Annotated in this window: 18 protein-coding genes; 16 read left to right on the top strand and 2 right to left on the bottom strand. The window is 62.1% G+C overall.

Going from position 1 to position 24,877, the window contains the following annotated elements; all coding sequences use genetic code 11:
• The first annotated feature begins 1,039 nt into the window (after positions 1-1,039).
• Genes ACQR1B_RS07280 through ACQR1B_RS07270 form a run of 3 tightly spaced genes read left to right on the top strand, consistent with a single transcriptional unit; the run spans position 1,040 to position 4,289 of the window.
• Complete coding sequence (locus tag ACQR1B_RS07280; protein WP_434871570.1) at positions 1,040-2,143, top strand: PP2C family protein-serine/threonine phosphatase; 1,104 nt, start codon at positions 1,040-1,042, stop codon at positions 2,141-2,143.
• A complete protein-coding gene (locus tag ACQR1B_RS07275; protein WP_434836705.1) occupies positions 2,140-3,210 on the top strand; it encodes a serine/threonine-protein kinase in 1,071 nt (356 codons plus the stop codon). The genes ACQR1B_RS07280 and ACQR1B_RS07275 overlap by 4 nt, the downstream gene beginning before the upstream one ends.
• Positions 3,207-4,289, top strand: coding sequence for a serine/threonine-protein kinase (locus ACQR1B_RS07270; protein WP_434836706.1), 1,083 nt, complete (start codon positions 3,207-3,209; stop codon positions 4,287-4,289). The genes ACQR1B_RS07275 and ACQR1B_RS07270 overlap by 4 nt, the downstream gene beginning before the upstream one ends.
• A gap of 155 nt (positions 4,290-4,444) precedes the next feature.
• Here the strand turns inward: ACQR1B_RS07270 and ACQR1B_RS07265 are convergent, their stop codons facing one another.
• Positions 4,445-4,939 (bottom strand): cytochrome P450, encoded by a 495-nt coding sequence (locus ACQR1B_RS07265; protein ID WP_434836707.1) that lies wholly within the window; start codon positions 4,937-4,939, stop codon positions 4,445-4,447.
• A 739-nt stretch (positions 4,940-5,678) separates the two neighbouring features.
• Between ACQR1B_RS07265 and ACQR1B_RS07260 the strand changes: the two genes are divergently transcribed.
• The 12 genes from ACQR1B_RS07260 to ACQR1B_RS07205 all read left to right on the top strand — a co-directional run bounded on the left by ACQR1B_RS07260 (position 5,679) and on the right by ACQR1B_RS07205 (position 21,104).
• Entirely contained in the window at positions 5,679-6,374 is a 696-nt protein-coding gene (locus ACQR1B_RS07260) for a hypothetical protein (RefSeq protein WP_434836708.1), read from the top strand.
• Between the two features lie 112 nt (positions 6,375-6,486).
• On the top strand, positions 6,487-7,914 hold the full coding sequence (locus tag ACQR1B_RS07255; protein WP_434836709.1) for an L-fucose/L-arabinose isomerase family protein: 1,428 nt from the start codon (positions 6,487-6,489) through the stop codon (positions 7,912-7,914).
• Between the two features lie 164 nt (positions 7,915-8,078).
• The gene (locus ACQR1B_RS07250; protein WP_434836710.1) at positions 8,079-9,965 is read left to right on the top strand and encodes an FAD/NAD(P)-binding protein; all 1,887 of its coding nucleotides are present in this window, start codon (positions 8,079-8,081) and stop codon (positions 9,963-9,965) included.
• A gap of 43 nt (positions 9,966-10,008) precedes the next feature.
• Entirely contained in the window at positions 10,009-11,055 is a 1,047-nt protein-coding gene (locus ACQR1B_RS07245; RefSeq protein ID WP_434836711.1) for an aldose epimerase family protein, read from the top strand.
• Between the two features lie 22 nt (positions 11,056-11,077).
• Complete coding sequence (locus ACQR1B_RS07240) at positions 11,078-11,908, top strand: inositol monophosphatase family protein (RefSeq protein ID WP_434836712.1); 831 nt, start codon at positions 11,078-11,080, stop codon at positions 11,906-11,908.
• A gap of 58 nt (positions 11,909-11,966) precedes the next feature.
• On the top strand, positions 11,967-12,824 hold the full coding sequence (locus tag ACQR1B_RS07235; RefSeq protein ID WP_434836713.1) for an FAD binding domain-containing protein: 858 nt from the start codon (positions 11,967-11,969) through the stop codon (positions 12,822-12,824).
• 13 nt (positions 12,825-12,837) lie between these two features.
• Positions 12,838-13,311: a (2Fe-2S)-binding protein gene (locus ACQR1B_RS07230; protein WP_434836714.1), complete on the top strand. Its 474-nt coding sequence runs from the start codon at positions 12,838-12,840 to the stop codon at positions 13,309-13,311.
• Complete coding sequence (locus ACQR1B_RS07225; protein ID WP_434836715.1) at positions 13,304-15,640, top strand: xanthine dehydrogenase family protein molybdopterin-binding subunit; 2,337 nt, start codon at positions 13,304-13,306, stop codon at positions 15,638-15,640. The genes ACQR1B_RS07230 and ACQR1B_RS07225 overlap by 8 nt, the downstream gene beginning before the upstream one ends.
• 63 nt (positions 15,641-15,703) lie before the next feature.
• The gene (locus ACQR1B_RS07220; protein ID WP_434836716.1) at positions 15,704-16,957 is read left to right on the top strand and encodes a glycosyltransferase; all 1,254 of its coding nucleotides are present in this window, start codon (positions 15,704-15,706) and stop codon (positions 16,955-16,957) included.
• A 434-nt stretch (positions 16,958-17,391) separates the two neighbouring features.
• The gene (locus ACQR1B_RS07215; protein WP_434836717.1) at positions 17,392-18,156 is read left to right on the top strand and encodes a DUF72 domain-containing protein; all 765 of its coding nucleotides are present in this window, start codon (positions 17,392-17,394) and stop codon (positions 18,154-18,156) included.
• Between the two features lie 105 nt (positions 18,157-18,261).
• Positions 18,262-20,292 (top strand): transketolase, encoded by a 2,031-nt coding sequence (gene tkt / locus ACQR1B_RS07210; protein ID WP_434836745.1) that lies wholly within the window; start codon positions 18,262-18,264, stop codon positions 20,290-20,292.
• A 56-nt stretch (positions 20,293-20,348) separates the two neighbouring features.
• A complete protein-coding gene (locus tag ACQR1B_RS07205) occupies positions 20,349-21,104 on the top strand; it encodes a transaldolase family protein (protein ID WP_434836718.1) in 756 nt (251 codons plus the stop codon).
• Positions 21,105-21,113: 9 nt separating this feature from the next.
• Here the strand turns inward: ACQR1B_RS07205 and ACQR1B_RS07200 are convergent, their stop codons facing one another.
• Positions 21,114-22,136 (bottom strand): aldo/keto reductase, encoded by a 1,023-nt coding sequence (locus ACQR1B_RS07200; RefSeq protein WP_434836719.1) that lies wholly within the window; start codon positions 22,134-22,136, stop codon positions 21,114-21,116.
• A 142-nt stretch (positions 22,137-22,278) separates the two neighbouring features.
• On the opposite strand from ACQR1B_RS07200, the gene uvrA reads away from it, so the two are divergent.
• The gene (gene uvrA / locus ACQR1B_RS07195; RefSeq protein ID WP_434836720.1) at positions 22,279-24,813 is read left to right on the top strand and encodes an excinuclease ABC subunit UvrA; all 2,535 of its coding nucleotides are present in this window, start codon (positions 22,279-22,281) and stop codon (positions 24,811-24,813) included.
• Positions 24,814-24,877 lie beyond the last annotated feature (64 nt).

Raw genomic sequence — 24,877 nt, 5'->3', positions numbered from 1 at the left:
ACTTTCCCTGCTTCCCTAGGGAGCGCCATTCCCCGGCGCTCAACCCTCCATCTCTGCCCCTCGCGGCGCGGCTCATCAGCCTCGCGGCGCGAATTCGCGTCCGAGCTTTGCTCTCAGGCACGCCCCTCAAGAGAAGGGCGCAGGGAAGGCCGGGTGCAGGCCGCACCCATGGCCCGCCTGCAACAAAAAAGCAGGCGGCAGTCACCACAGGATTGGCCGAACATCCGGCCTTCCCTGCGCGATGGGTTGAACGGCTGCTCCGTGCTCTCCCAGGGGACCGGGCTTGCTTGCCCCCGTCATCGGCATCGTCGCCGACCAAGACACCAGCGTCGGGGTGTCGGGACCACACGTCTTGACCGTCCGTCCAGGGTTCGTTCGTCCGCACGCGAAACGCGCACTGCGACCCCAGGCGGCCACCGCATCCCCCGCTCCACGGTCCGTGACGATCGCGAAACGCCCCTTCTAGCCGAGCAGGAGACGGCGGAGAGGATCGGGGTGATTTGCCCGACGACACAAGCCGGAAGTTGCCCGACGGAATGCGGCAAACTGGCGCGACGGGCAGTTTGGCAATGGGTGGGATGCAACGACTAGATGCTGAGCCGATGCAGCCCGAATGCCACTGGCCACAGCGCTGGCGACCAAATCAGCGAAGACGTCACGCATACCCCACGGGTGCGAGGCCGACAGCGTCTCTCTCTCTCGCTTATCGCCTAGCAAGGACCATATAAGAGGCGCTGGAATTGCGCCATCACAAGTTCGGAGCATGCGGACCGTTGACTAGAATTGCTTCGGTTTCCAATACCATCAAACCTGTGGGTGAATCTCTAGACTGCCGAAAAAGGATCGACAAACTGCAGAATAGAATCTGAAAACATCAACAAGGCGCACTTTTTGATTGGTCAGTGTCGGTTAGGCAGCCCGATGTTCTGGCGACTGATGTACCGAGCCGAAGTGACCATGAGGTAGGGGCGGATGCCAAGATCAAAAATTCGCGGGTCAACGCACGGTGCCGCTAGGAGACCACTCTGGGAGTAAGATGTTGGATGATCAGCTCACAAAACGAATAGTACAATTCCTGCGGAGCAAGCTAAACCACCGCGGGACCGAAAGCGCGTTCAATTGCGCCATCGCCACTTCGACCGGATTGGTACGTGATCAAAATCAAGATGCTGCTCTATTCATCAGAGCACGTTATGCTTCTACTAGCGAAAAGGACTTCGATCTGGCAATCGTGTGCGATGGTCTTGGCGGTATGAAACATGGTGGTGAAGCATCTATCTTGGGTCTAAGTACGTTCGTGTCCTCGGTAGTCCGTTTCTCTCACCTTCCTATGGAGGATCGTCTTCTCGTAGGCATGCGCGAGGCGAATGACCGAATTTTTCAAGCATTTCGCGGTCATGGAGGTACCACCCTTTCGGCAATTGCAATTGGCAGGAATGGAAGCGCAGCCGTGTGCCACGTTGGCGACAGTCGCATTTACGCGATCGGTGATCACTACGTTCGTCAGCTAACTCACGATGATACTTTGCAAGGAGCGCTTCAACGGGGATCTAGCGCCGATCAAGACGGCGGTCAGCGCGATACCCGACTGCTGCAATTCGTTGGCATGGGTTCTGATCTTGAAGCTCATTTATTCAGACCGATCAGCGGTGAACCGAAAAATTATCTACTTACATCGGACGGCGCTCACGATATTCCAGTGAACTATATGCAGCGAGTTGCATATGCTGCGCGAAGCAATTCAGATCTGGCGCGCAAGCTTATTCAGCTGTCCGAGATACTGGGTGGCTTCGATAATGCGACGGCAATTGCAATGCCGGCTTCAATAGCGGAAGCTGCCGATAGGCCAGATGACGGCATAGATCTGAGTCTAATGTCCGCATTTGGGCATCTCGCTGTCTGGATCCCTGAGTCGATGGACAAGAAGCGCGGCGCGCCTTCCGTTGGAGAGGCTTCGCCTGCGAACGAGCCTCTCCCCAGCTCGGAGCCGCCGGGTTCTGAAAATCCTGTCGACATAGGTAACAATAAGCGTGCGAAACTTCCGGGCTCGAAGAAGAAGAAGAAAGCGGGGCCTTCCGACGAGCTTCCGCTCAACGAGCCACTCACAATTCAATTTCCGGCTCCCGATGAAGGTGATCGATGAACCTTCCTCCACGCTACAAGCCGACAGGGACAGAGTTTACCGGTGGCGGTATGTCCGACGCGTTTGTCTGCATTGATGAGCATCTGGATCGGCCGGTGCTTATCAAGCGTCTACAAAGTGGCGTTAATGAGTCGCGTCTCCTTGACGAGATTGCTGCCCTGACCGCCATCCGGTCAAAGCATGTAGTCGAGATATTTGATGTGCTTCGTGATAGGGGTGGTCACATAATTGGTATAGTCGAAGATTATATCTCGGGGCCCGATCTGAATAGCCAGCTTCCGATAAAGGCTGCTGACGAATTCCTTAGAGTTACTTATGCGATTGCATGCGGCATCTCCGACATCCATGAAAAAGGGCGAGTCCATCGCGACATAAAGCCTAGCAATATGAAGTTCGATAACGAGGGATGTCTCAAGATTTTTGACTTCGGACTTTCCAGGTCCGACGATCTTGACGCAAAGACGGTTGGAACCGTCGGGACAATTGGTTACTTGGCGCCCGAGTTGTGTGTGGCTGACGAGGAAGAGATTGCCTTTTCGCAACCTGTAGATGTGTACGCTTTCGGCGCAACCGCGCTGAAGATGATGCGGGGGACGCTCCCCTCGCAATTGAGGAGAACTCCTCCGATTCTGCCGTGCACAGACGCAGACTTCAATAATTCGCTGTTGAATCTTCCCAAGCGGATTGCTGACTTGCTCAATGCTTGCCTTGATGCTGATCCCGATCAGCGGCCGACAATGTCTCTGGTCAGGGATGAAATCGCAGCGCATCTGTTGCGCGATAAGCATCGTGCAACGTTGGTTCTTGGAAACAGCGTGCACGTTCTCGATGCGACCAATCGAACAGCGCGAATTGGCGCTGGATCGTTAGGATCGATAGACATCCGTTATGATGGGTTACAGTTTCTGGTCGTGGCAATTTCAGGTGATGTGACGATTAATAACTCTGCTCTGCGTCTAAATCAGGCGTTGCCTGGAGCATGCGTTGTCACTTTGGGTGACCCATCGTTGCTTTGGAATCGGCGATATATCACCGTCGATATTTCGCACCCCGAGGTGGTCCTATGACGAATGTTCTCCACAAGACCGAGGACGTGATAGGCGGTCGATACAAAATATTGGGTGAGGTCGGTCAGGGCGGGATGCAAGAGGTGTACGCTGCCCGAGATGAGTTGCTAGGTCGAACAGTTGCCCTGAAAGTTCCCAAGAGCAGTTCTGCCGAAAAACGGTTCAAGCGAAGCGCTGTCCTTAGCGGCAGAGTAAATCATGCAAATGTTGCAAAGACTCTGGACTATCTTGAGGAGAATGGGCGTTATTATTTGATCGAGGAGTTGGTTACCGGATGCGACCTCGCAACTTTGCTGGCCGACCACATTCCCTCCTTCGATCCTTACTCCGTGGCGAGAGCGCTGCATCATCTTGCGAAGGGGGTAGCCGCCTCCCATCACGTGAATGTCGTTCATCGCGATTTAAAGCCCAACAACGTTATGGTTGTTGGAGGGGCGCACGTTGAGGCATTTAAGATCACGGATTTCGGCATCGCGATCATGGCTGAAAAAGAGATCGGAGATGCGGTCGAAGGCGGCTCGGCAGGGTTAACCGCCTCTCAGACGGCGCTTGGTGCGCTGCCGTACATGGCGCCTGAAATGATTGAGGATCTTAGAAGTGCGGATAAGCCCACGGACATCTGGTCTTTGGGGGCAATGACACTTGAGCTTATGACCGGGAGGCGGCCCTTTGGTCAGGGTTACAAGGCAGTTCCCGCGATCATGGAGGCACGGCTCCCGAGCTTTCCTGCTTCTATGGAAAAGAGCCCGCAATTCAGTTCTCTTGGTAGGGAGTTATACTCCCTTGTAGAGAAGTGCATGAGAAAGGATCCTGCAGAGCGCCTGACGGCCGATGAGCTCGTATTAGCCTGTGAGCGGCTGTGCTACACAAATGCGCCTCGAGAGTTCGGGGTAGTGAGCTCGTTGAAATATAACAGGTACGGCTATATCTCGAGCGACGATCCGGAGAAGCCTGATGTCTTCTATCATGTAGAATCGGTCTACGGTTCTGAAAGTGTTTCTGTAGGCCAGAAAGTTTGGTTTAGCCGCTATCCAGGCACACCTAGGGCTCGCGCTTTTCCGGTTGTTTTGGCTAAGTAGGGCTGGTGTATACGGTCGTGCGACGATTGGGATCATGATCCTAATCGACCGCGATTGGGTCGAATGCGCTGAGGAGACATGTATCCGTCAAGCGCTCGCCCCTTTTCTACTGCAACCTCACCGCCATATTCAGCGGCCCCCAAACCCATGCCACCTTACCGCCGCCGCATCCACCAGCTCCATCCGCGGAAACCGCTCGAACAGCATCGGCAGCAAAATCGCGCCGACTGTGCGGCGGGAAGGTGGGCGCCGGCGCAGGGGTGGGGGCCGTTGCCGAAGGCCTGGTGGGGGTTGGGGGTCGCGCAGCGCGTTGGTGTGATCGCCGTCGGTGAACAGTCCTCGTCGCGGTTGGCGGAGGCCTGGATGGTCATCACGGTGTCGCCCTTCGGGATCAGGCAGCCGCGGATCTCGGTGTCCTCCATCACGAGGCGTGAGCTGGCCTGGATCGGGGCCACCCAGCGCACGCCTTCCTCGAAGGCGGAGCGCCATTTGTCCTGCGCGCGCACGGCCTCGAACTGGTCCGGGTTGGTCAGCAGGCCGTAGAGGATCGTCAGCAGCGCGTCGCGCGGCTCGTTGATGCCGCCGCCGATCGCGATCTTGATGTTGGCGATGATCTGGCTGTCCGGGATCGGATTCTTTGCGTTGACCATGAAGGAAGCGCGGACGGATCCGGCTCGGCATTGCGGTGACAGTCCACAAAGCCCGGACCGGCGAACGTCAAGCTTGCTGCTTGATTGAGGTGCGTACCACATTTTAGAGCAGATTGGCCCTCTCGGCCGGTTCGGTGGGCTCAGATCGGCCGAGTGGCAAATCGGTCGGCTCCGCTACGAGGCGAGCGCGCATGATCTGCTGCCGAGGTCATCCGAACAATTGCATGGCCAAGATATCCTTTAAAAATGGGAGATTCGCGTTGGGCGACTGCTTCGCAGGCCCCGGTGCCTTGTTCACCGCAGCTGCCGCGACCGCCCGACGATAACAACCTGATCAAGAAAACAATATGATTGACAACCTGAAACGCAATGAGGTACGTACCGCATATCAGGCTGCGCGTCGCTGATTGTGGAGCGTTGGTCGGTCGCCTCTGGGGAATGGCGTCCAGACGTGCCGATGCGAAGTTTCAGTGTTCGCCTGTGTTGAGCCGATGGTGTCGGAGCCTTCTCGCGGTCTGATCGGGCCGCAGACGGGGCGGCCGGCATCGTCGGGGCGGGGAACGCTGTGTGAATTCGGGCGGCAACAGGCCGAAGCTCTCGATTGTCACATCGCCGCATCCGTGACCGGCGGTCCGGCTTCGCGCCGGCTTGCGGGTGAGGATGCCGTTTGCGTCGGCGCGTGATCGCGCCGGCTCTCGAATGTCGCACGATCTGCAAAAAAAAGTCGGGGAGAGCGCCAATGGTCAAGATCATCTCGATGCTCACGAACAACGATCTGACGGTCGACAACGCCAGGGAAATGTTCGAGGCCTCCAATCATGCTCCGACCCAGTTCTGGGGCTTCAAGGACACCGGCATCTCGGCTGATCGTGCCGGCGAGCTGGCGAAGCTGATTGCAGACAAGGGCAAGACGATCGTGTTCGAATCGTTCGGCGAAACCGAGGACGATTGTCTGCGTGCAGCCGAATTCGCCATCTGCAACAATTGCAAATATCTCATCGGCTGCCAGTTTCACCCCTCCGTGGTCGCCCTTCTGCAGGGCTCGCCCGTGGTCTACTTCCCGACGATCGGGCGTCGGGCAGGCGTGCCGCGCTATCTCTATGGCAGCACCGAGGACGTCGTCGAGGACGGTCAGCGCGTCCTGGCGCGTGGCGCCGACGGCGTCTGCCTGTCGATGTACCGCTACAGGGATGGCGATCCTCATGACCTCGGGGTGGCGGTGCTGAAGTCGGTCGGCCCCCACGCGACCATCATCAGCGGCAGCATCAACACCTTCGAGCGCCTCAAGCAGGTGCGGAAACTGAGGCCCTGGGGCTTCACCATCGGCTCCGCCCTGTTCGACCAGGCTTTCGGCAAGGGGCTGACCTGGCCCGAGCAGATCTCGGTCCTCGATGCCGTGCTGACCTGCGACGCCGGCGCAGCGCTGAGCGCATGAGCCCGGGCGGAGCCGCCCCATCCGACCGCATCCGCACGTCGCAACACGCCAAGGCCCATCGCCCACGCGCAGCAGATCGATGGCGCCGGCGTCAAAGGTTGGAAGCATCAAAATGAAGTCCAAAATGAAGTCGATGACATTTGGCATCATCGTTGGAAGTCGCGGTTTCTTTCCCGGCCATCTCGCCGCGACCGGCCGCGAGCACATGATCAGCGCGCTCGAGCGGGCCGGCCATGGCTGCGTGGTTCTCAGCCCGGCTGACACCGAACATGGCGCGGTGCAGTCCTTCGAGGACGCCCGCAAATGCGCCGCGCTGTTCAAGAGCCGCGCTGGCGACATCGACGGCATCATCGTCACGCTTCCCAATTTCGGTGAAGAACGGCCGATCGCCGACACCTTGCGCCTGTCCGGCCTCAACGTGCCCGTCCTGATCCAGGCGACCCCCGACGATCCCACGAGGATGTCGATCCAATGGCGCCGCGACAGCTTCTGCGGCAAGATGTCGGCCTGCAACAATCTGCGTCAGTACGGCATCCGCTATTCGCTGACCAAGTCGCACTGCGTTGATCCGCTCAGCGACGAGTTTCAGCAGGATCTCGCCCGCTTCTCGGCGATCTGCCGCGTCGTCGGGGGACTGCGCGGGCTGCGCATCGGCGCCATCGGCGCGCGGCCGCAGGCCTTCAACACCGTCCGCTACAGCGAGAAGCTGCTCGAGAGGGCGGGGATTTCCGTCATCACGCTGGACCTTTCAGAGATTCTCGGCCGTGTGTCGCGACTGAACGACGACCACGCGATCGTCACCGAAAAGCTCGATGCCATCCGAAACTACATCGACATCAAGGGCGTGCCCCACGCCGCCATCCTCAGGCAGGCAAAGCTCGCAGCGGTGACCGAAGAGTGGATGCGGGAGGCCGATGTGTCCATCAGCGCGATCCAATGCTGGACCTCGCTGGAGGAAAACTATGGCGTCGTCCCCTGCACGATGATGAGCATGATGAGCTCGAAGCTGATGTCGAGCGCTTGCGAAGTCGACGTCTGCGGGCTGATCGGCATGCACATGCTGGCCCTGGCATCCGGGACGCCGAGCGCACTGCTCGACTGGAATAACAACTACGGCTCGAACGCCAACAAGGCCGTGTGTTTCCATTGCAGCAACCTGCCCAAGGAGTTCTTCAAGAATTACCGGATGGACTTCCAGGAAATCATTGCCGGCACTGTCGGCAAGGACAACACCTATGGAACGGTCGACGGCTCGATCAAGTCCGGCCACATGACCTTCATCCGCGTGAGCACCGACGACACATCCGGGCGGATCTGCGGCTATGTCGGGGAAGGCAAGTTCACCGAGGATCCGCTGGAGACCTTCGGCGGCGCCGGCGTGGTCGAAATCCCCGAAATGCAGAAACTGCTGCGCTATATCTGTGAGAATGGCTTCGAGCATCACGTCGCCGCGAACTTCTGCTCGGCCAGCGACGTCATCGTCGACGCGACGCGCAACTATCTCGGCTGGGATTTCCACCTGCACGACGGCAAGGCCTGACGCCGGCTGCTCACGCCGGCTCCTGGGGGCCGGCCCCGGCCGGCTTCGATATACGCCATTCTTTTTCGGAAACCGCTGGAGCGGCAGACGCTGCTTGGGATGAGGTGCCGATGATACAGCCGATGCTCAACAAGTTGTCGGAGACGACGGACCGCTGGAGCGTGATGCCGGAGCGCATCGCCATCATCGGCACCGGGCCGCGAGGCGTGTCCGTGATCGAGAGGCTCGCCGGCAGGCTGGCGGAGAGCTCAACGATTCGGTCCCTGGTGGTCTATGCGATCGACAGCGTGGAGGTCGGTTGCGGCCGCCTATGGCGCACCGATCAGCCCGACTGGCTGCTGATGAACACCCGCTGCAAGAACGCGACGATGTTCCCGAATCCGCCGGACGGAGCGGCCTGGCGTGCGGGATATGGACCGACATTCATGGAATGGTGGCGGCAGATCGACGTCAATTATCCCGGTCCTTCGGGATTGGCGCCGCGGGGGCTTTACGGCAAGTACCTGAAGTTCGTCCTCGACGTGGTCGAACTGAATCTGCCCGAGCAGATGCGCATCGAACGGGTGCAGGACAGGGTCACCGACATCGCCGAGCATGCCGGCGAGTATGTGCTGAGCTTCGAATCCGGGCGCGACAGTCTCCGTGTCGACCGTCTCGTCGTCTGTTCAGGCTATCCTCTCAGCAAGGCGAAATCGGCGTGTCCGGCCTCGACGCCGTCATCGCGGCACCTGACCTCCTTCGACGTGCTCGAGACCTTTCAAAGCGGCTTGTCCCTCCCGGCGGACTTGTCGCGGCAGACCATCGGCCTCAGGGGGCTTGGCCTTACCTTTTATGACGTGCTGTCGGAACTAACCCTCGGTCGTGGTGGCCGGTATGTTCACGGCGACGATGGGGATGTCCGATACGTGCGAAGCGGCCGCGAGCCGAGGCTGATCGTGGCCGGATCGCGCAGCGGTTTCCCCTTGCCCATGCGCGGCAGGGACGATCGTCCCGCAGGGCTCGGCTTTGCGCCGCGATTCTTCACCGAGACACGCATTGCCAAGATCCGTGCCGAGGGGCCGGCATGCTTCCGCACCAGCTACCTGCCCTGGCTCACGGCCGAAGTGAACCTCGCCTATCTCGAAACGACGCTCGGGCCCGATCGCTTCGACAGCTTCCGCAGGCAGCTCGACGCGGGCGGCGTCTCCGCCGCGACCATCATGCCGCTGATGTCGGAGCTGGCTCACTCCTTCGGCGTGGAAGGTCTGCTCGACCTCGAAGCGATCGCCGCGCCGTTCAGGGGCCTATCGTTCCCGAGCCAGGACGCCTTCAGGCGGGCAGTCGTTGCGCTGGTTCGCCAGGATGTCGCCCGCTCCGAGGCGGGCGAGTTCACCGATCCGGTCAAGGCCGCTCTCAATGTTCTGCGTTTCATCAGGCCCCATATCCGCAAGGCCGTGGACCTGGGCGGGCTGACCCCCACGTCCCACCACGAATTCATCACCAGGATCGGCCCGGCCATCGCCTTCCTCTCGACCGGCCCATCCCTGACACGGGCCCGGCAACTGCTCGCGCTGATCGAAAGCGGTCTGGTCGAACTGCTTGGTCCAGGTGCGCGCTTTCGCGAAACGGATGGGGCAGGCTTCGTCGCCTCGTCGGATGCAGTCGACAACTACACTGCGGTCGTCGATGTCCTCATCGACGCGTATGTGCCGGTGCCGAATGTCGACGTCGACGACAATCCCGCCATTCGCAGGCTGGCCGATGCCGGACTGCTGAGGAGCTTCATGGGGACCGGCGGCGTCGAAGTCACCGCCAAGCCATTTCATCCGGTCACCAGGGACGGCGAGGTCAAGGACCGCATCCACGTGTTGGGAATACCGACCGAGGCTGCCAGATGGTTCCTGCATGTCGGCGTGATCGAGCCCGGCGTGTGGGACGAATTCATCGACGACGCGGACGCGATCGCAACGGTCGCCATCGAAAAACTCGTCCCGAGCCATCCGGGGCCGGATGAGCGGGGCAGCGAAACCACCAGAGGCGCTATGCGGAGCCCGAACAAGTATCTGAGCTGATGCAAACCGCGCTGACGGCGAAGCAACGACAGGGGTGGGGGAGATGCAGAACCGGGTTTTTGGACAGGTCGACGGCGTCGACATCCACGAGGTCTCCCTACGCTCGGACGATGGCATCGAGGCCAGGATCCTGACATGGGGCGCGGCCGTACGGGACCTGTTGATTCCCACAGCTCGCGGCCGGCAAAGGGTGGTGGTCGGTTACAACACGCTGGACGACTATGTCGCCGACACGGCCTATGCCGGGACGATTGCGGGGCGCTTCGCCAATAGGATCAGGAACGGCCGTTTCGACCTCGATGGCCGGGGCTACCAACTGCCTCTCAATCAGGACGGCAAGCATATGCTGCACGGAGGTGGCGACGGCCAAAGCTTCAGCCGCAGGCCCTGGACGCTTGAAGCCCATGATCCATCATCGGTGACAATGTCGCTGCGCTCTCCGGATGGCGACGCCGGTTTTCCTGGTAATCTCGACGTTCGCTGCGTCTATCGGCTGCTTGGTCCGGCGACCCTGCGGGTTGAGCTGGCCGCAACGACGGATGCCCCGACGCTCTGCAACCTCGCGAGCCATGGCTACTTCAACCTCGAACTGCCGGCCGGCTTTGCCGACGCTGCCGTGCCGAACGCAATCGACCATGAATTCGTGGCGGAGGCGGATTTCTACACGCCGGTCGACGACGACCTCATTCCGACCGGCGAAATCAGATCCACCTCCGGTACGCCGTTCGACTTTCACCGGCAAAGACCGCTGCGCAATCCGGACAACGTCACCTATGACATTGGCTTTGTCGTGCGGCGGCAACCCTTGCCGGAAAACGATCTGGTCCATGCCGGAACGCTGTTCGGGCCACGAACGGGAATGGCCCTCGACGTTTTCACGACCGAGCCGCACCTCCAACTCTACGATGGCGGCAGCTTCAAGGGGCCGGCCGTCGGCCTCGACGGCGCGCGTTACGGCAAGCATTGCGGCATCTGCCTTGAGCCGCAACGCTATCCTGACAGCCCCAACCATCGACACTTCTCCGACGCCGTGCTGCGGCCCGGCGACACCTATCGGCAGGTGACGGAGTATCGTCTCCGCGCATCGTGACACGCAACGAAGGGCGAGCAAGATGGGATTTTCCTTCACGAACCAGGATCAGCAGACCCTTGTCCTGATGCAGGCTGTTGCAGAAGCAACGGCACAGGCGGCCGGCCGCCTGGCTCTGTCCTATCTGCGCCAGAACAAGCCGCTCGAGATCGAAACCAAGGGCCCGCAGGACTTCGTCACGGCGGTCGACAAGGCCGTCGAACTCCTGATCCGGAAGCGTCTGCAGGAAGCCTTCCCCTATCACGCCATCCTGGGCGAGGAGTTCGGGCTCGACAGGGAGGGCGAACGGATCGTCTGGGTGCTCGATCCGATCGATGGCACCTCGAACTTCATGCGCGATCGCCCGAGCTGGTGCGTCTCGATCGGGGCGGCGATCGAGGGCCAGCCGGTGCTGGGCGTCATCTACGATCCGGTCAAGGACGAACTCTACAGCGCGGCGGCGGGTCGGGGCGCGACGCGCAACGGCGAGCCCATCACCGTGAACATGGAGAGCTCGGCCGGCAAGTCCGTCTTCGGCGTGGGCTTCACCCGCGGCAAGAGCGTTGCCGCACACGCCCGGCAGATCAATCACATCCTCGAACATGGCTGCGAGTACCGGCGGTTCGGTTCGTCGGCCATGATGCTCGCCCAGGTCGCTGACGGTCGGCTGGACGGCTATGCCGACGCGCGGACCAGCGTCTGGGACGTGATCGCCGGGCTGGTCCTGGTGCGCGAGGCGGGCGGGGTGATCGAGAGCTTCATCGAAAGCGGCGCGCAGGACGGGGCGATTCTGGCTGCCGCGCCAGCCGCCGCCGAAACGGCGTCACGCCTGCTTGCCATCGACCTTCAACACGACCTGCGGCAACCCGCCTGAAGGTCAGCGGCGGGGACGCCGCGATCGCCAATGCACCCGGCAATCGCCTGGAGGAGACATGCAAGGCCAGCAGATAACAGGTCTCTACAAGCCGGAGACGGTTGCGGAAGCGCTTGCCGCGCTTTCGGACCTGGGCGGCGGCGGGACGGTCATGGCCGGAGCGACATGGATCATGCGGGCGCCATTCCGTCAGGAGCCGATGAAGCCGGCCTATGTCTCGCTTGCGCAGATTCCCGAATTGCATCGCATCGAGTTGACCCAAGCCCATGTGAGGATTGGCAGTGCTGTCACCCACGCCCGGCTCGTACGCGAACTCCAGGCGATCCCGGAATTGCGCGGACTGGTGTCGGCGGCCGGCGATTCGGCCAACCCTGCCGTCCGTCAGGCCGCAACCGTCGGCGGCAATCTGTGTACGGCGGAGTTCGCGGCCGCCGACCTGATCCCGGCACTGCTTTGTCAGGATGCCGAGGTCGAGATCGTGACGACGGAAGGTCGCCAACTGCTGAGCCTCGATGCCTTCCTCGGCCTTCGGGAGCGGCTTGAACGGGGCTATCTGCTCGTGTCCGTGCTGGTCCCGCGGCGCCCACTTGCCTCCGCCCATGCGCGCTTGCCGCTCAGGAAGGCCGGAGATTATCCGGTCGCCATCGTCAGTGTTGCCGTCGAACGTCGGCCAGATGGTCACATGCGAGGCGTCGCCATCGGCGTCGGATCGGTCGAAGCCGTCGCCCGGCGATGGCGCGGCCTGGAACGGGCGCTCGAGGGCCTGCCGCTCGATGTGTCGCGCATCCACCAGCTTGCCCTCGATCTGGCCGACGAGTTTGTCGGTCGGGACGGGCCCGAGGTGCCCGGATGGTACCGCGTCAAGGTGCTGCCGACTCTCGTGCGTCGCGCCTTCGCCACGCTGCAACAACATTAGCAGGAGCGGAGACATGGCGGTCCGCATCGAGGTGAACGGCGAAGAGCGCAGTTTCGACGGCGACGTGGTGACGCCGCTGCTGGATGTTCTGCGCAACAGCTTGTTCCTGACCGGCACGAAGGACGTCTGCCGGGAAGGCTTCTGCGGCGCCTGCATGGTCCATGTCGACGGGGTGCCCGTGATCTCCTGCCTGACCCCGGTGGGACTGGTCGACGCCAAGAGCGTGGTGACCATCGAAGGGCTGGGCGATGAAGGTGATCTCGTCCCCCTGCAGCGGGCCCTCGAAGAGGGGGACGCGGTCCAGTGCGGCATGTGCTTTCCCGGCATCGTCATGAGCCTTGCGAGCCTGCTCGCGCAGCAGCCTCTGGCGACGCGCGACGACATCAAGCGTGGCCTCTGCGGCAACGTCTGTCGCTGCACCGGTTACGAACGCATCGTCGATGCCGTGCTGACGCTTGCCAGGAACGAGAGGCGCGCAAATGTCTGAGGCAGAAGCGCGGGCTGCGGTGGTCAATTTCGCGAGGCGTGACGCCCGCGACAAGTTGCGTGGACGCACCCGCTATATGGTCGATCAGGTCCGGCCGGGGACGCTGCACGGTTTCGTGCTGCGCGCGACCGTGCCGTCGGCGCGGATCGTGAACATCGACACGTCCGTCGCGCGCCGGATGCCCGGCGTGAGGGCCATCGTCACCGCAGAGGACGCGCCCGGCAGGTTCGGGATCGGCATTGCCGACCAGCCTCTCTTTGCAAGCGAATTCGTGCGCTATCACGGTGAGCCGATCGCCGCCGTCGCGGCAGATACGCTTTCGCAAGCGCGGGAAGCGGCGGCTGCGATCGACGTCAGGCTCGAGGCGATGCCAGCGGTCCTGACCATGGCCGAGGCCCTGTCCAACCACGCGCATCTCGTGCACCGGGATTGGAAACGCTACGAGGTGCTGCTCGAGGCCGAGGGCGGCAGGCGGGGCGGCAACATCGCCTGGGAGGCGACGGTTGCACGCGGAGACACGGCAGCGGCCTTCGCCCGCAGCGACGTTGCAATCATCGAAAGCAGCTTCCGGGTCGGCCGGCAGAGCCACATGCAGCTGGAGCCGCGCGGGGCGATCGCCTCCTATGAGGACGGAAGGCTTCATCTCATCGCCTCGACGCAGGCGCCCTGGACCGTCAAGAACGTGACGGCGCGTGCACTCGGTCTTCCTCCCTCCCGGGTTCGTGTCACCGTGCCGCCCGTCGGTGGTGGCTTCGGAGTGAAGTACGGCTGTTCGATCGAGCCCTATGCGGCCGCGCTTGCGCTGGTGGCGGGGAGGTCCGTCGCCCTCATCAACTCGCGACAGGAAGAACTGCAGACCTGCCCGTGCCGGGAAAACGCCGACATCCACATCCGTTCAGCAGTCACCCAGGCGGGAGATATCGTCGGCCGCGAGGCCACGGTGCTGATGGATTGCGGCGCCTATGGCGGCGAGCAGATTTATCTGACGACGATGACCGCCCATACGCTCGGATCGGCCTATCGGCTCGGCGCCGTCAAGATGACCAGCCGCGCGGTCTATACCAACACTCCCCCCAATGGGGCGTTCCGCGCCTGCAACGGGGTCTACAACGTCTTCGCACTCGAGCGTCATACGGACGAAATCTGCAGCGCCATCGGCATGGACCCGCTGGAGTTCAGGCGCCGCAACGTGCTTGGCGACGGGGACATCGGATCGACCGGGCAGGTCTTCGAGGGAAATGTCCTCGGGCCGATGCTGGACCGCATGGAAGCAATGTCCCGCTCCCAGCCATTCAGGCGAGCAGAGGTCGGGAAGCGCCTCTACGGCAAGGCCACCACGGTGGGGACCTGGTTCGTCTTTGTCGGGCCGTCCGCGGCCACCGTCAACCTCAACCCCGATGGCAGTGCCACGCTGGTGACGGCCGGAGTGGAAATCGGGCAGGGCACCATGATGCAATCCCTGCCGCAGATCGTTGCGGCCAAGCTCGGCATCCGCCCCGAAGATGTCGTGGTCAATGCCGCCGATACCGATGCGGCGGGCTTCGACGTGGGCGTAGGCGGCGGGCGGACCACGGTGTCGCTCGGTGCGGCCGCCTCGGTCGCATGCGACGAGGTGCGTCGGAAGCTGCTCGATGTCGCGAGCAGGATGCTGCAGACGAGCCCCGAACAACTGGTGCTCCAGAATGGACATGTGGAATTTGTTGGGAGAGCTGGCGGGGGCATCTCGGTCGCCAGCATCGCCGAGCATGCCCAGGCGGTCAGCGGCCCGATCTCCGGCAGCGGCGCGTTCACGCGCGCAGGCGTGCCCGCCATGACGGGGTGCGCGGCCGGTCACTTCCTGGATGCTGTCGACATTCCCGTCTTTGCCGTCCACGAATGTGAAGTCGCGATCGATCCGGAGACCGGGCATGTCGAGGTCCTCAGCTATCGGGTGGTGCAGGACGTCGGACGGGCGCTCAACCCGAGCGCCATTCACGGCCAGATTCAGGGGGGCGTGATTCAGGGACTCGGCTACGCGCTGCACGAAGAGGTGACCATCAATCCCCAGGGGCAGATCGCCCAGTCGGGCTTTGGAAGCTACAGGGTCCCGTTGGCGCAGGATGTCGTCCCCGTGGAGATCGCGCTGCACGAAGGCGCCCCGTCGATGGGGCCGTTCGGGACAAAGGGAGCGGGCGAAGTGCCCATCTTGAATGTCGGCGGCACCATCGCCTGCGCCATCGCCAACGCCACCGGCAAGAGGGTCCAGGAACTGCCGCTGACCCCGCCACGTGTCCTGAGCCTCATGCTCGACAGGACGGAACAACTCGATCTGCGGCACGCGCCGTTCTAGCCGCTCGTCGTGCAGCGCATCGAGCCATCGCAATGCATCGCCGGATTGGAGTGTAGAACGAACATGGCCGCGACAAAGACCGCCAAGATCGTGCCGGACAATGATTATGTCGTCCGGTTCCTGAGCTCCTGGACCTACCGCGCCAACGCATTCCGCGTTGCCGATCTGCTGGTGGCAGAAAACATCACAGACCGGACATCCATCCTCGCCGTCGCCAAAGGTGACGACGTACTCGCCGAACTCGTCGCCTTCCTTGCGGAGGCACGGCGCTTCGTCCAGACCATCGACCGGAAGCTCAGCGTCGGCATCGTCTTTGCCGTGTGGAAAGAGGTTCGGCGCCTCCAGCCGTACTCCGCAAAAAATCCGACCGGCGAAGACGCCTTGCGCGCCAAGGTGGCGGAGCTGGAGTGGCTGTTCCGCGACACGCCGGTGACCTGGAGCATCTACATCGTCGACGACGAGTGTCCCGACGGAAGCCTCGAGGTCGCACAGGCCATCGTCGACGACGCAGGATGGAAAAACATCGTCCTGCTCAAGCTCCGCGACGCCCTGCCGTCCTCGGAGCTGCCCCTGTCCAAGCTCGACGGCGCGACGTCCTCGACAAAGGGCGGGGCGATCCTCCATGGCATGCAGCAGGCCGCGAAGGACGGGCACGACTATGTCATGTACACCGACTGCGACAACAGCAATCATCTGGGCCAGATCGGGCTCTTCCTGCACGAACTGGTGGGCAAGGGGAAAAAGGCGGCGATCGGCGACCGCCGGGCCACGCGCATTTCCGAATGGCAGACGACGCGCGAGAGCGAATCCTACGCCAACTACATCTTGAAGCGCGTCCACGCATTGCTGGATTTCGACCTGCTTCTGGGAGACGTCACCTGCCCGTTCAAGATGTTCGAGCGGGACTATCTCTTGGGGCTGCTCCAACGCATGGACGTTTTCGACTTCTGCGTCGATTTTGACATCGTCGGCTATCTGAAGACCAGCGGCGCGCCGGTTGCGATTGTCCCCATCGTTTCGGTCGACTCCGACAGCGAGACGACTTGGATTGCGCTCACCAATGTCAATGTGTGGTGGCAGAAGCTGCACGGCTTCGTCTATGTGATCGAAAAGTACAGGCTGGCTCACAATGAACACGCCGCCAGCCTGGTCCGGGACAAGCTTTGGACGCAGGACAACATCAGGAAGATCCTCGAGGTCGCTGCCGGTGGTGTGACCTCCAATGGCCGCCGCCTGACCGCAGAGGAACAGCTCGATATGCCTTTCGATGAGGTCGACGGCTGGATTCGGTCTGCACTTGCAACTGGCGCCACCTGAACGCATCTCCCGGCAAAGATCGCTCAGCACGATGGTCACAGCCTCCGAAGTGCGCGCCACACAGGTTCAATCAAGCGGTTGTGCCAAGATCGTGCCAGATATCCGGCCAGCGGTGTGCCTGGCCGTATCGGCGGCTGTCTTGCCCGCCAACGACGGGCTGATGACGCCGATCAGAATGCCCATGCCGATATAGACCGCCGCAAGGCCGAACTGTCCGCCGTCGGGAACGACGCATCTTCCCGTTCATTATCGGACGAAGAGAAGTTCGATGCCCCATCGAATGCCGACCAATACAGTATCATGCACAAGGACGCGGCCACCTGGCGTAAGGCAGAGCAAAACGGAGACGGGCTTCCGGCTGACGGGTGGAACCGCAACATGCTCGGACGGTCGGCGCAAGGAACCATCGCGTTCCGGCGGTTAAGGTTGCCACCATGAGCGCGTTAGTTGCGCCAGGAGGGGGCCGCCGAACTCGAACCCATGCGGAGTCTTTGCTGCGGATTGGCACGGCCGGTTGGAGCATCGACCGTCGCTATGCCGAAGAGTTTTCATCACCAGGAAGTCATCTCGAACGCTATGCTCGCCGTCTGAACGCCGTCGAGATCAATTCATCGTTCCGCCGACAGCATCAACCCAAGACCTACGAGCGCTGGGCGAATTCTGTGCCCGAGGATTTCCGGTTCTCGGTCAAGCTGCCGCAGGCCATCACGCATGATCGGGCGTTGAGCGGGTGTGAGGAGCTGTTCAAGAGTTTCGTGGACGAAACAGCAGGCCTGGGAGCGAAACTGGCGATATGGCTCGTCCAGCTCCCGCCGAAGCTTGCGTTCGACCCAAAGGCGTTCGACCGCTTCTTCGACCTGGTCGATGGATGCAATGGTGCGATGGTGGCGATCGAACCGCGTCACGCGACTTGGTTCACTGCGGAGGTGGAAGGCAGGCTGGTCGAGCGACGCATCGCGCGTGTGGCAGCGGATCCGGCCAAGGTGGCGGGTGCAGGACAGCCAGGTGGGTGGGACGGTCTGGCCTATTTCCGCTGGCATGGCTCCCCGCGCATGTACTACTCCGATTACGAGCGAGAGGCTCTGTCCTCCCTCGGCCGGCGTCTGGAACATGCTCGTCAGCTGGGAGCGTCGACGTGGTGCATTTTCGACAACACGGCGGCGGGCGCGGCATTGGGAAATGCTCTGTCATTATCATAGGTGATCTTCGGGGCAGCGTCCGACTGATGCCCACCGTCTTCAAAAAACTTCGCACGATTCCGCCGTTCGATCGTTGTGTTCCCAGATGACGCGCGGAGGAGCACGATGTCCGAGTCAATTACCGTCCAAACGGCGCTTCCGCCCCCGCGCGATCGGCACCTTCGCGAGATGGCGAATTGTATCCGCTTCCTGTCGATGGATGCCGTGCAACGCGCCAACAGCGGCCATCCCGGGGCGCCTCTGGGCATGGCGGACATTGCGACCGTCCTGTTCAAGGACTTCATGAAGTTCGACGCGGCGGAACCGCACTGGATCGACCGTGATCGCTTCATCATGTCCAACGGTCATGGGTCGATGCTGCTTTACAGCCTGCTTTATCTGACCGGCTATCGCGACATGCCGATCGAGGAGTTGAAGCGGTTCCGCCAGATCGGCAGCAAGACGCCGGGGCATCCTGAGTATCACCATGCCGATGGGATCGAGCTGACCACCGGGCCGCTGGGCCAAGGCGTCGCGGAGGCTGTCGGCATGGCGCTGGCGGAGCGCATCATGAATGCAAGGTTCGGCGACGATCTCGTGGATCATGACACGTACGTCTTCATGGGCGACGGTTGCCTGATGGAAGGCATCAGCCAGGAGGCCATTTCGCTGGCAGGTCATCTCAAGCTCGGACGGCTGATTGCCTTCTGGGACAACAATTCCATTTCGATTGACGGCGCTACTAAACTGGCCGTTTCGGACAATGAAGTGGAACGGTTTCGAGCGTCGGGCTGGCATGTCCAGGAGATCGACGGCCACGACACGGACCAAATCCATGATGCGATCGTCTCGGCGCGCTCGATCACTGATCGACCCAGCATGATCGCGTGCCGCACGATCATCGGCTTCGGCTTTCCGACGAAGGCGGGGACCCAGAAGGCCCATAGCGACGCGCCGGGCGAAGCCGAGATCGCCGGCGCTCGCAAGATCCTCGAATGGGCGTCGCCCCCGTTCGTCATACCTGACGATCTCATGACCGAATGGCGAGCGATTGGCGCCAAGGGCGCCGCCCAACGATCTGCCTGGTCCCGGCGTGTCGGGGAGGCTCCCGAGCCGACGCGTCGCGAGTTCGAGCGGTGCAACGAGGGACGACTTCCGGACGCCTGGCGGTCGGCGATCGAGTCCGCGCGCAAGGAATTCGCCAAGGGCGGCAAAGACCTCGCCACCCGGCAGGCCAGCGGCGCCGTGCTGAAGCACCTGGTGAGCGCCATTCCCGAACTGATCGGGGGCTCCGCCGACTTGACGCCCTCGAACAATACGAAAACAGCGGAGCAAGTCGAGATCGAGCCGGGCAAGTTCGCAGGCTCCTATCTGCATTATGGCGTGCGCGAGCACGCCATGGCGGCGGCGATGAATGGCCTGGCGCTTCATGGCGGCCTGATCCCCTATGGTGGCACGTTTCTCTGCTTTTCGGACTATTGCCGTCCGGCCATTCGTCTTGCGGCGATGATGGACATCCGGACCATTTTCGTGATGACGCACGATTCGATCGGGCTGGGCGAAGATGGACCGACGCATCAACCGGTCGAGCACCTGTCGGCGCTGCGAGCCATCCCGCATCTGGCGGTCTTCCGGCCCGGCGACGCGGTGGAAACCGCCGAATGCTGGGAAATCATCATGGACAATCCGCGCCGCGCGGCATTGCTCGCGCTCTCTCGCCAGCCGATGCCGCTGCTGCGACGGGAGGGCGGCGTCGAAAACAAATCCGCCAGGGGCGGCTACGTGCTGCTGGAGGCCGAAGGAGCGCGGAGGGTCGCGCTTCTGGCCACGGGTTCGGAGTTGCATCTGGCCGTCGAAGCCCGGGACGTCCTGCAGAAGCAGGGCGTTCCAACGGCGGTGGTGTCGATGCCCTGCACACTGATCTTCGATCAGCAGGACGCCGCCTATCGCGGCGCGGTTCTCGGCGATACGCCGGCGCGGGTCGCCGTCGAAGCGGCGGTTCAAATGAGTTGGGATCGCTATCTGGGTTTCCAGGGCCGCTTCGTCGGCATGAGCAGCTTTGGAGCGTCGGGAAAGATCGATGACGTCTACGAGAAGTTCGGCATCACCGTCGATGCGGTCGTACGCGCCGCTCTTGAAAGCTTGGCCGCTGTTTGAACCGCGTGACGCAGCAGCGCGTCATGGCGCTTGTGTCAACCTCATTGGATAGCTTTATGGCTAATACACTACAACAACTTGCCGAGACCGGGGTTGCAATCTGGCTGGATGACCTCAGCCGTGCGCAGATCCAATCAGGGCAACTCGCGCGCATGGTCGAACAGGGGGGAGTGGTCGGGATCACGACCAATCCAACGATCTTCGCCAAGGCGATCGGATCCGGTTCCGGCTATGAGGAGCAAATCCGAGACCTGGCGCTGCGGGGGACTGCGGTCGGCGAAACCGTCCGTCTGCTCACCGCTTGGGACGTCCGGGCGGCTTGCGAGATTCTGCGATCGACAGCGTCTCGCACCGCGGGCCGGGATGGCCGGGTGTCGATCGAAGTCGATCCGCGCATCGCTCAAGATCCGGCGCGCACGGCGACCGGCGTCAAGGACAAGGCCTATGACGACACCCGCTATGTCATCGATCTGGCGGCGCCCGACACGGTCAACACGATGCCTGCTGCAACCTTGGACGCCGTGGCCAACCATGGCCGCCCACGCGGCGACGCGATCGCCGGCACCTACGACGCCGCGCGTGAGGTCTTTCGCGACCTGCTGCAGGTGGGCATCGATGTCGATGACGTCGTCGACCTGCTCGAAAAGCAAGGACTCGCGGCTTTTGCCAAGAGCTGGGACGAACTGATCGCTTCGGTGACCAGCCAGCTGGAAAAAGCCGGAGCCGAGGTTTCAGCATCCGGATCCGTCGCGCCGATCGATCATGATGGGCACACGCATCCGACTGCGCAGGCTTCGGCTAGTCCGACCTGATGACGAGCGTCAGGCTGGCGCGCCGGGAACGGACGCGGATGGTTCGATCAGACCTCGCTGCTTCAACTCGGCCCAAAATTCCGCGGGGATTTTCGCCTGCAGCGAGTTGTAGTCCTCCTGGATCTGTTGAGCACTTCGCGCTCCGACGACGAGAGCGACCGCAACGTCGGGCGCTGCGGAGAACTGCAGCGCGGCGGTTCGCAAATCGACGCCGTGGCGGGCCGCAACCGCGCGCAGCTTTTCCCGCTTTTCGAGAACCGCCGGAGGAATCTTGAAATTGTCCTTGCCATAATTGTAGCGCGGGCTCCCCGAGATGAACCCGGCATTGAGTGCGGAGCCGATCACGAGCGACACGTTCCTGTTGCGCACGGCCGGAAACAAGTCGTTGACCGCGTCGGCGTGATCGATGAGCGAATATTGTTGCGCGCATAGACAGACATCGGGGTCGGCGTCCTCCATCACCTTGTGGATCGGCAGGGGCGTGTTGACCCCAATTCCCCAAGCCCGAATGATGCCTTCGTCCCGCATCTTCGAAAGCGCCGGAAAAGCGCCTTTGCGGGCAATGTCGTACTGCTCCTCCCAGCCATTGGGAAAGAATGCAAAGTCCGGGGAGATGTCATGCACAAACGCCACGTCCAGGCTGTCGACGCCAAGCCGCTGGAGGCTGTCCTCGATCGAGCGGCGCACCCCGTCGGCTGTGTAATCGAACACGATGTCGTTCGGGGAATCTGACAGCGGGTAGATCTCGGCATGCTTGTTGTCTTTCGACGCCTTGAACAGCTTCCCGACCTTGGAGGAGAGGAGATAGTCGTCGCGTTTCTGGTTGTGCAGAAAGTGACCGAAGCGGCGCTCCGAGAGGCCGAAGCCATACCATGGCGCCACATCGAAATAGCGGACACCCACCGACCAGGCCGCTTGCAGCGTCTCTTCTGCGTCTTTGTCGGTGTGTTTGTTGAATTCGTTGCCGAGCGACACCCCACCCAGCCCGAATTTGAACTCTGGCGTGAAAATCTGCTTTGCGCGATTGGTCATTCTGGTTTCTCGTCTGTGTAATCCCTTCAAACGGGTGGGAATGCGACCTGTTCCGAAAGCCACAGCCGTCGGTGCGGGAACCGGTCATTCATCAGGGACTTTCTTCCAATGGAACTGTTGCTGACGCCGCCGAGGACATCGCATGGATAGGCTGGTCGGCCCGGTCAAGGGCATCGGGGACGGCTTCGTTCGTGTTCGCGGAGCACGGGAGCATAATCTCAAGGACGTCTCGGTCGAGATTCCCCGCAACGCGCTCGTGGTGTTTACCGGCGTCTCCGGATCTGGAAAGTCGTCCTTGGCTTTCGGGACGCTGTATGCAGAGGCGCAGCGTCGCTACCTCGAGTCGGTCTCTCCCTATGCACGGCGGCTTTTTCACCAGATGGCGGTGCCGGAGGTTGATTCTGTCGAGGGTCTGCCACCCGCAGTCGCGCTGCAACAGCAGCGCGGCGCTCCGACGACGAGGTCGTCCGTCGGCAGCGTGACGACACTGTCCAATCTGCTGCGCATGCTCTATTCACGCGCGGGCGACTATCCGCGCAAGCAGCCGTTGCTCTACGCCGAGTCGTTCTCGCCCAACACGCCCGAGGGCGCCTGTCCGAACTGCCACGGCATCGGTCGGGTCCACGAGGTCAACGAGCGGACGCTTGTGCCCGACGATACCCTCACGATCCGGGAAGGAGCCGTCGCCGCATGGCCGACCGCCTGGCAGGGGCAGAACCTCCGGGACATCCTGGTGAGCCTAGGCTACGACGTCGACCGGCCATGGCGCGAGCTTCCGAAGCGGGATCGGGACTGGATCCTGTTTACCGACGAGCAGCCCACCGTGCCGGTCTACGCCGGATATACGCCGGCCGAAACCAAGCGCGCTCTCAAGCGCAAGGAGGAGCCGAGCTACCAAGGCACCTTCACGGGAGCCCGCAAATATGTGCTGCAGACCTTCGCCACGACGCAGAGCGCGATGATGAAGCGACGGGTGTCGCGATTCCTGTCGAGTTCGGACTGCCCGGTCTGCAGGGGCAAGCGTCTGAGGCCGGAGGCTCTGTCGGTCACTTTCGCGGGGATGGACATAGCCGACATCTCGCGCCTGCCGCTCAAAGCCTTGTCAGAGCTCCTGCGATCGCGAGCGCTCGGCGGAGGGCCTAAGTCCGGCGAGCATCCCGAAAAGGTTCTGGTGGTTCAGCGGATCGTCGAAGACCTGCTGGCGCGTCTTGAGGTGCTGCTCGATCTCGGTCTCGGCTATCTGACTCCGGAACGTAGCACGCCGACTCTGTCTCCGGGCGAATTGCAAAGGCTGCGCCTGGCGACGCAGGTCAGATCGAATCTGTTCGGTGTCGTCTACGTGCTGGACGAACCTTCGGCCGGCCTGCATCCGGCCGATACCGAGGCGCTGCTGCGCGCGCTGGACCGTCTCAAGGCTGCCGGCAACTCGCTCTTTGTCGTCGAGCACGAACTCGACATTGTCAGGCGGGCGGATTGGATCGTCGACGTCGGGCCCGAGGCCGGAGAGCATGGCGGCCGGATCGTGTACAGCGGACCGTTGCCGGGCCTCGCTCACGTCGAGGCGTCGCGAACGCGACCCTATCTCTTCGGTGAGACCGAGACGACCCCTGGAAAAAGGCGTTCAGCAGCCAGTTGGTTGAAGCTGCGGGGTGTGACGCGGAACAACCTCGATCGCGTCGATGTGGATATTCCGCTCGGCGTGTTCACCTGCGTGACCGGAATATCGGGATCGGGAAAATCCAGTCTCATAAGCCAGTTCCTGGTCGACACGGTCAGCGACCGTCTGGGCCAGCGCGCGGATGTCGACGACGATGACGATCGCCTCGAAGCCCCGATCAAGACCCTGGGCGGGGAGATCTCCGAAGGTCTCGACCAGATCAAGCGCCTTGTCGTCGTCGACCAGAAGCCGATCGGCCGCACGCCGCGGTCGAACCTCGCAACCTACACAGGGCTGCTGGACCACGTTCGCAAGCTCTTCGCAGCTACGAAGCAGGCGCGCGCCAGGCGATACGATGCAGGACGGTTCTCCTTCAACGTCGCGAAAGGACGCTGCGAAACCTGCCAGGGCGAGGGCTTCGTCTGTGTCGAACTGCTGTTCCTGCCCAGCGTCTACGCGCCTTGTCCGACCTGCAAGGGCGCCCGCTACAACGCGAAGACGCTGGAGATCAAGATCCGCGACAGGTCGATTGCCGACGTGCTGGGCATGACGGTCGACAGCGCTTTCGAGTTCTTCGCCGGTAACGAAGCCTTACGGCGATCGCTGGGTGTCCTTCGCGAGGTCGGTCTCGGATACATCCGGCTTGGGCAGTCCGCGACTGAGCTGTCGGGCGGGGAGGCGCAGCGCGTCAAACTCGCCACCGAATTGCAGCGGGCGCAGCGCGGTGGCACGCTCTATGTTCTGGACGAGCCGACGACAGGGCTGCATCCGTCGGACGTGGCGAAGCTGATGACGCAACTCGATGGCCTCGTCGAAGCCGGGAACACCGTTGTCGCCGTGGAACATTACATGTCGGTCGCCGCGGCCAGTGACTGGATCATCGACATCGGCCCGGGGGCAGGCGACGAGGGCGGCGAGATCGTTGCGACTGGTCTGCCGGAACAAGTCGCGGCTGATTTGCGAAGTCGCACGGCGCGGTATCTTACGGCTCGTATAGGTCGCCCGCTTGATCGCACCTGACGGAAAATACCAGAGGTCGCCAACCTTGAGGTCGGCAATAGAGGGGCGGCCCCTGGGTATGAGC

The sequence above is a fragment of the Bradyrhizobium oligotrophicum genome, from assembly GCF_051168495.1.
In the GTDB taxonomy this organism is placed as follows: domain Bacteria; phylum Pseudomonadota; class Alphaproteobacteria; order Rhizobiales; family Xanthobacteraceae; genus Bradyrhizobium; species Bradyrhizobium oligotrophicum_A.
The sequence above is the reverse complement of the archived record's forward strand: the minus strand, read 5'-3'. Positions and strand labels throughout refer to the sequence as shown.

Bases quoted from the DNA above. Each gene is read 5' to 3' on its own strand.
- ACQR1B_RS07275 (WP_434836705.1), top strand. From the start codon at position 2,140: ATGAACCTTCCTCCACGCTACAAGCCGACAGGGACAGAGTTTACCGGT.
- ACQR1B_RS07270 (WP_434836706.1), top strand. From the start codon at position 3,207: ATGACGAATGTTCTCCACAAGACCGAGGACGTGATAGGCGGTCGATAC.
- ACQR1B_RS07265 (WP_434836707.1), bottom strand. From the start codon at position 4,939: ATGGTCAACGCAAAGAATCCGATCCCGGACAGCCAGATCATCGCCAAC.
- ACQR1B_RS07260 (WP_434836708.1), top strand. From the start codon at position 5,679: ATGGTCAAGATCATCTCGATGCTCACGAACAACGATCTGACGGTCGAC.
- ACQR1B_RS07255 (WP_434836709.1), top strand. From the start codon at position 6,487: ATGAAGTCCAAAATGAAGTCGATGACATTTGGCATCATCGTTGGAAGT.
- ACQR1B_RS07250 (WP_434836710.1), top strand. From the start codon at position 8,079: ATGCCGGAGCGCATCGCCATCATCGGCACCGGGCCGCGAGGCGTGTCC.
- ACQR1B_RS07245 (WP_434836711.1), top strand. From the start codon at position 10,009: ATGCAGAACCGGGTTTTTGGACAGGTCGACGGCGTCGACATCCACGAG.
- ACQR1B_RS07240 (WP_434836712.1), top strand. From the start codon at position 11,078: ATGGGATTTTCCTTCACGAACCAGGATCAGCAGACCCTTGTCCTGATG.
- ACQR1B_RS07235 (WP_434836713.1), top strand. From the start codon at position 11,967: ATGCAAGGCCAGCAGATAACAGGTCTCTACAAGCCGGAGACGGTTGCG.
- ACQR1B_RS07230 (WP_434836714.1), top strand. From the start codon at position 12,838: ATGGCGGTCCGCATCGAGGTGAACGGCGAAGAGCGCAGTTTCGACGGC.
- ACQR1B_RS07225 (WP_434836715.1), top strand. From the start codon at position 13,304: ATGTCTGAGGCAGAAGCGCGGGCTGCGGTGGTCAATTTCGCGAGGCGT.
- ACQR1B_RS07220 (WP_434836716.1), top strand. From the start codon at position 15,704: ATGGCCGCGACAAAGACCGCCAAGATCGTGCCGGACAATGATTATGTC.
- ACQR1B_RS07215 (WP_434836717.1), top strand. From the start codon at position 17,392: ATGAGCGCGTTAGTTGCGCCAGGAGGGGGCCGCCGAACTCGAACCCAT.
- tkt (WP_434836745.1), top strand. From the start codon at position 18,262: ATGTCCGAGTCAATTACCGTCCAAACGGCGCTTCCGCCCCCGCGCGAT.
- ACQR1B_RS07205 (WP_434836718.1), top strand. From the start codon at position 20,349: ATGGCTAATACACTACAACAACTTGCCGAGACCGGGGTTGCAATCTGG.
- ACQR1B_RS07200 (WP_434836719.1), bottom strand. From the start codon at position 22,136: ATGACCAATCGCGCAAAGCAGATTTTCACGCCAGAGTTCAAATTCGGG.
- uvrA (WP_434836720.1), top strand. From the start codon at position 22,279: ATGGATAGGCTGGTCGGCCCGGTCAAGGGCATCGGGGACGGCTTCGTT.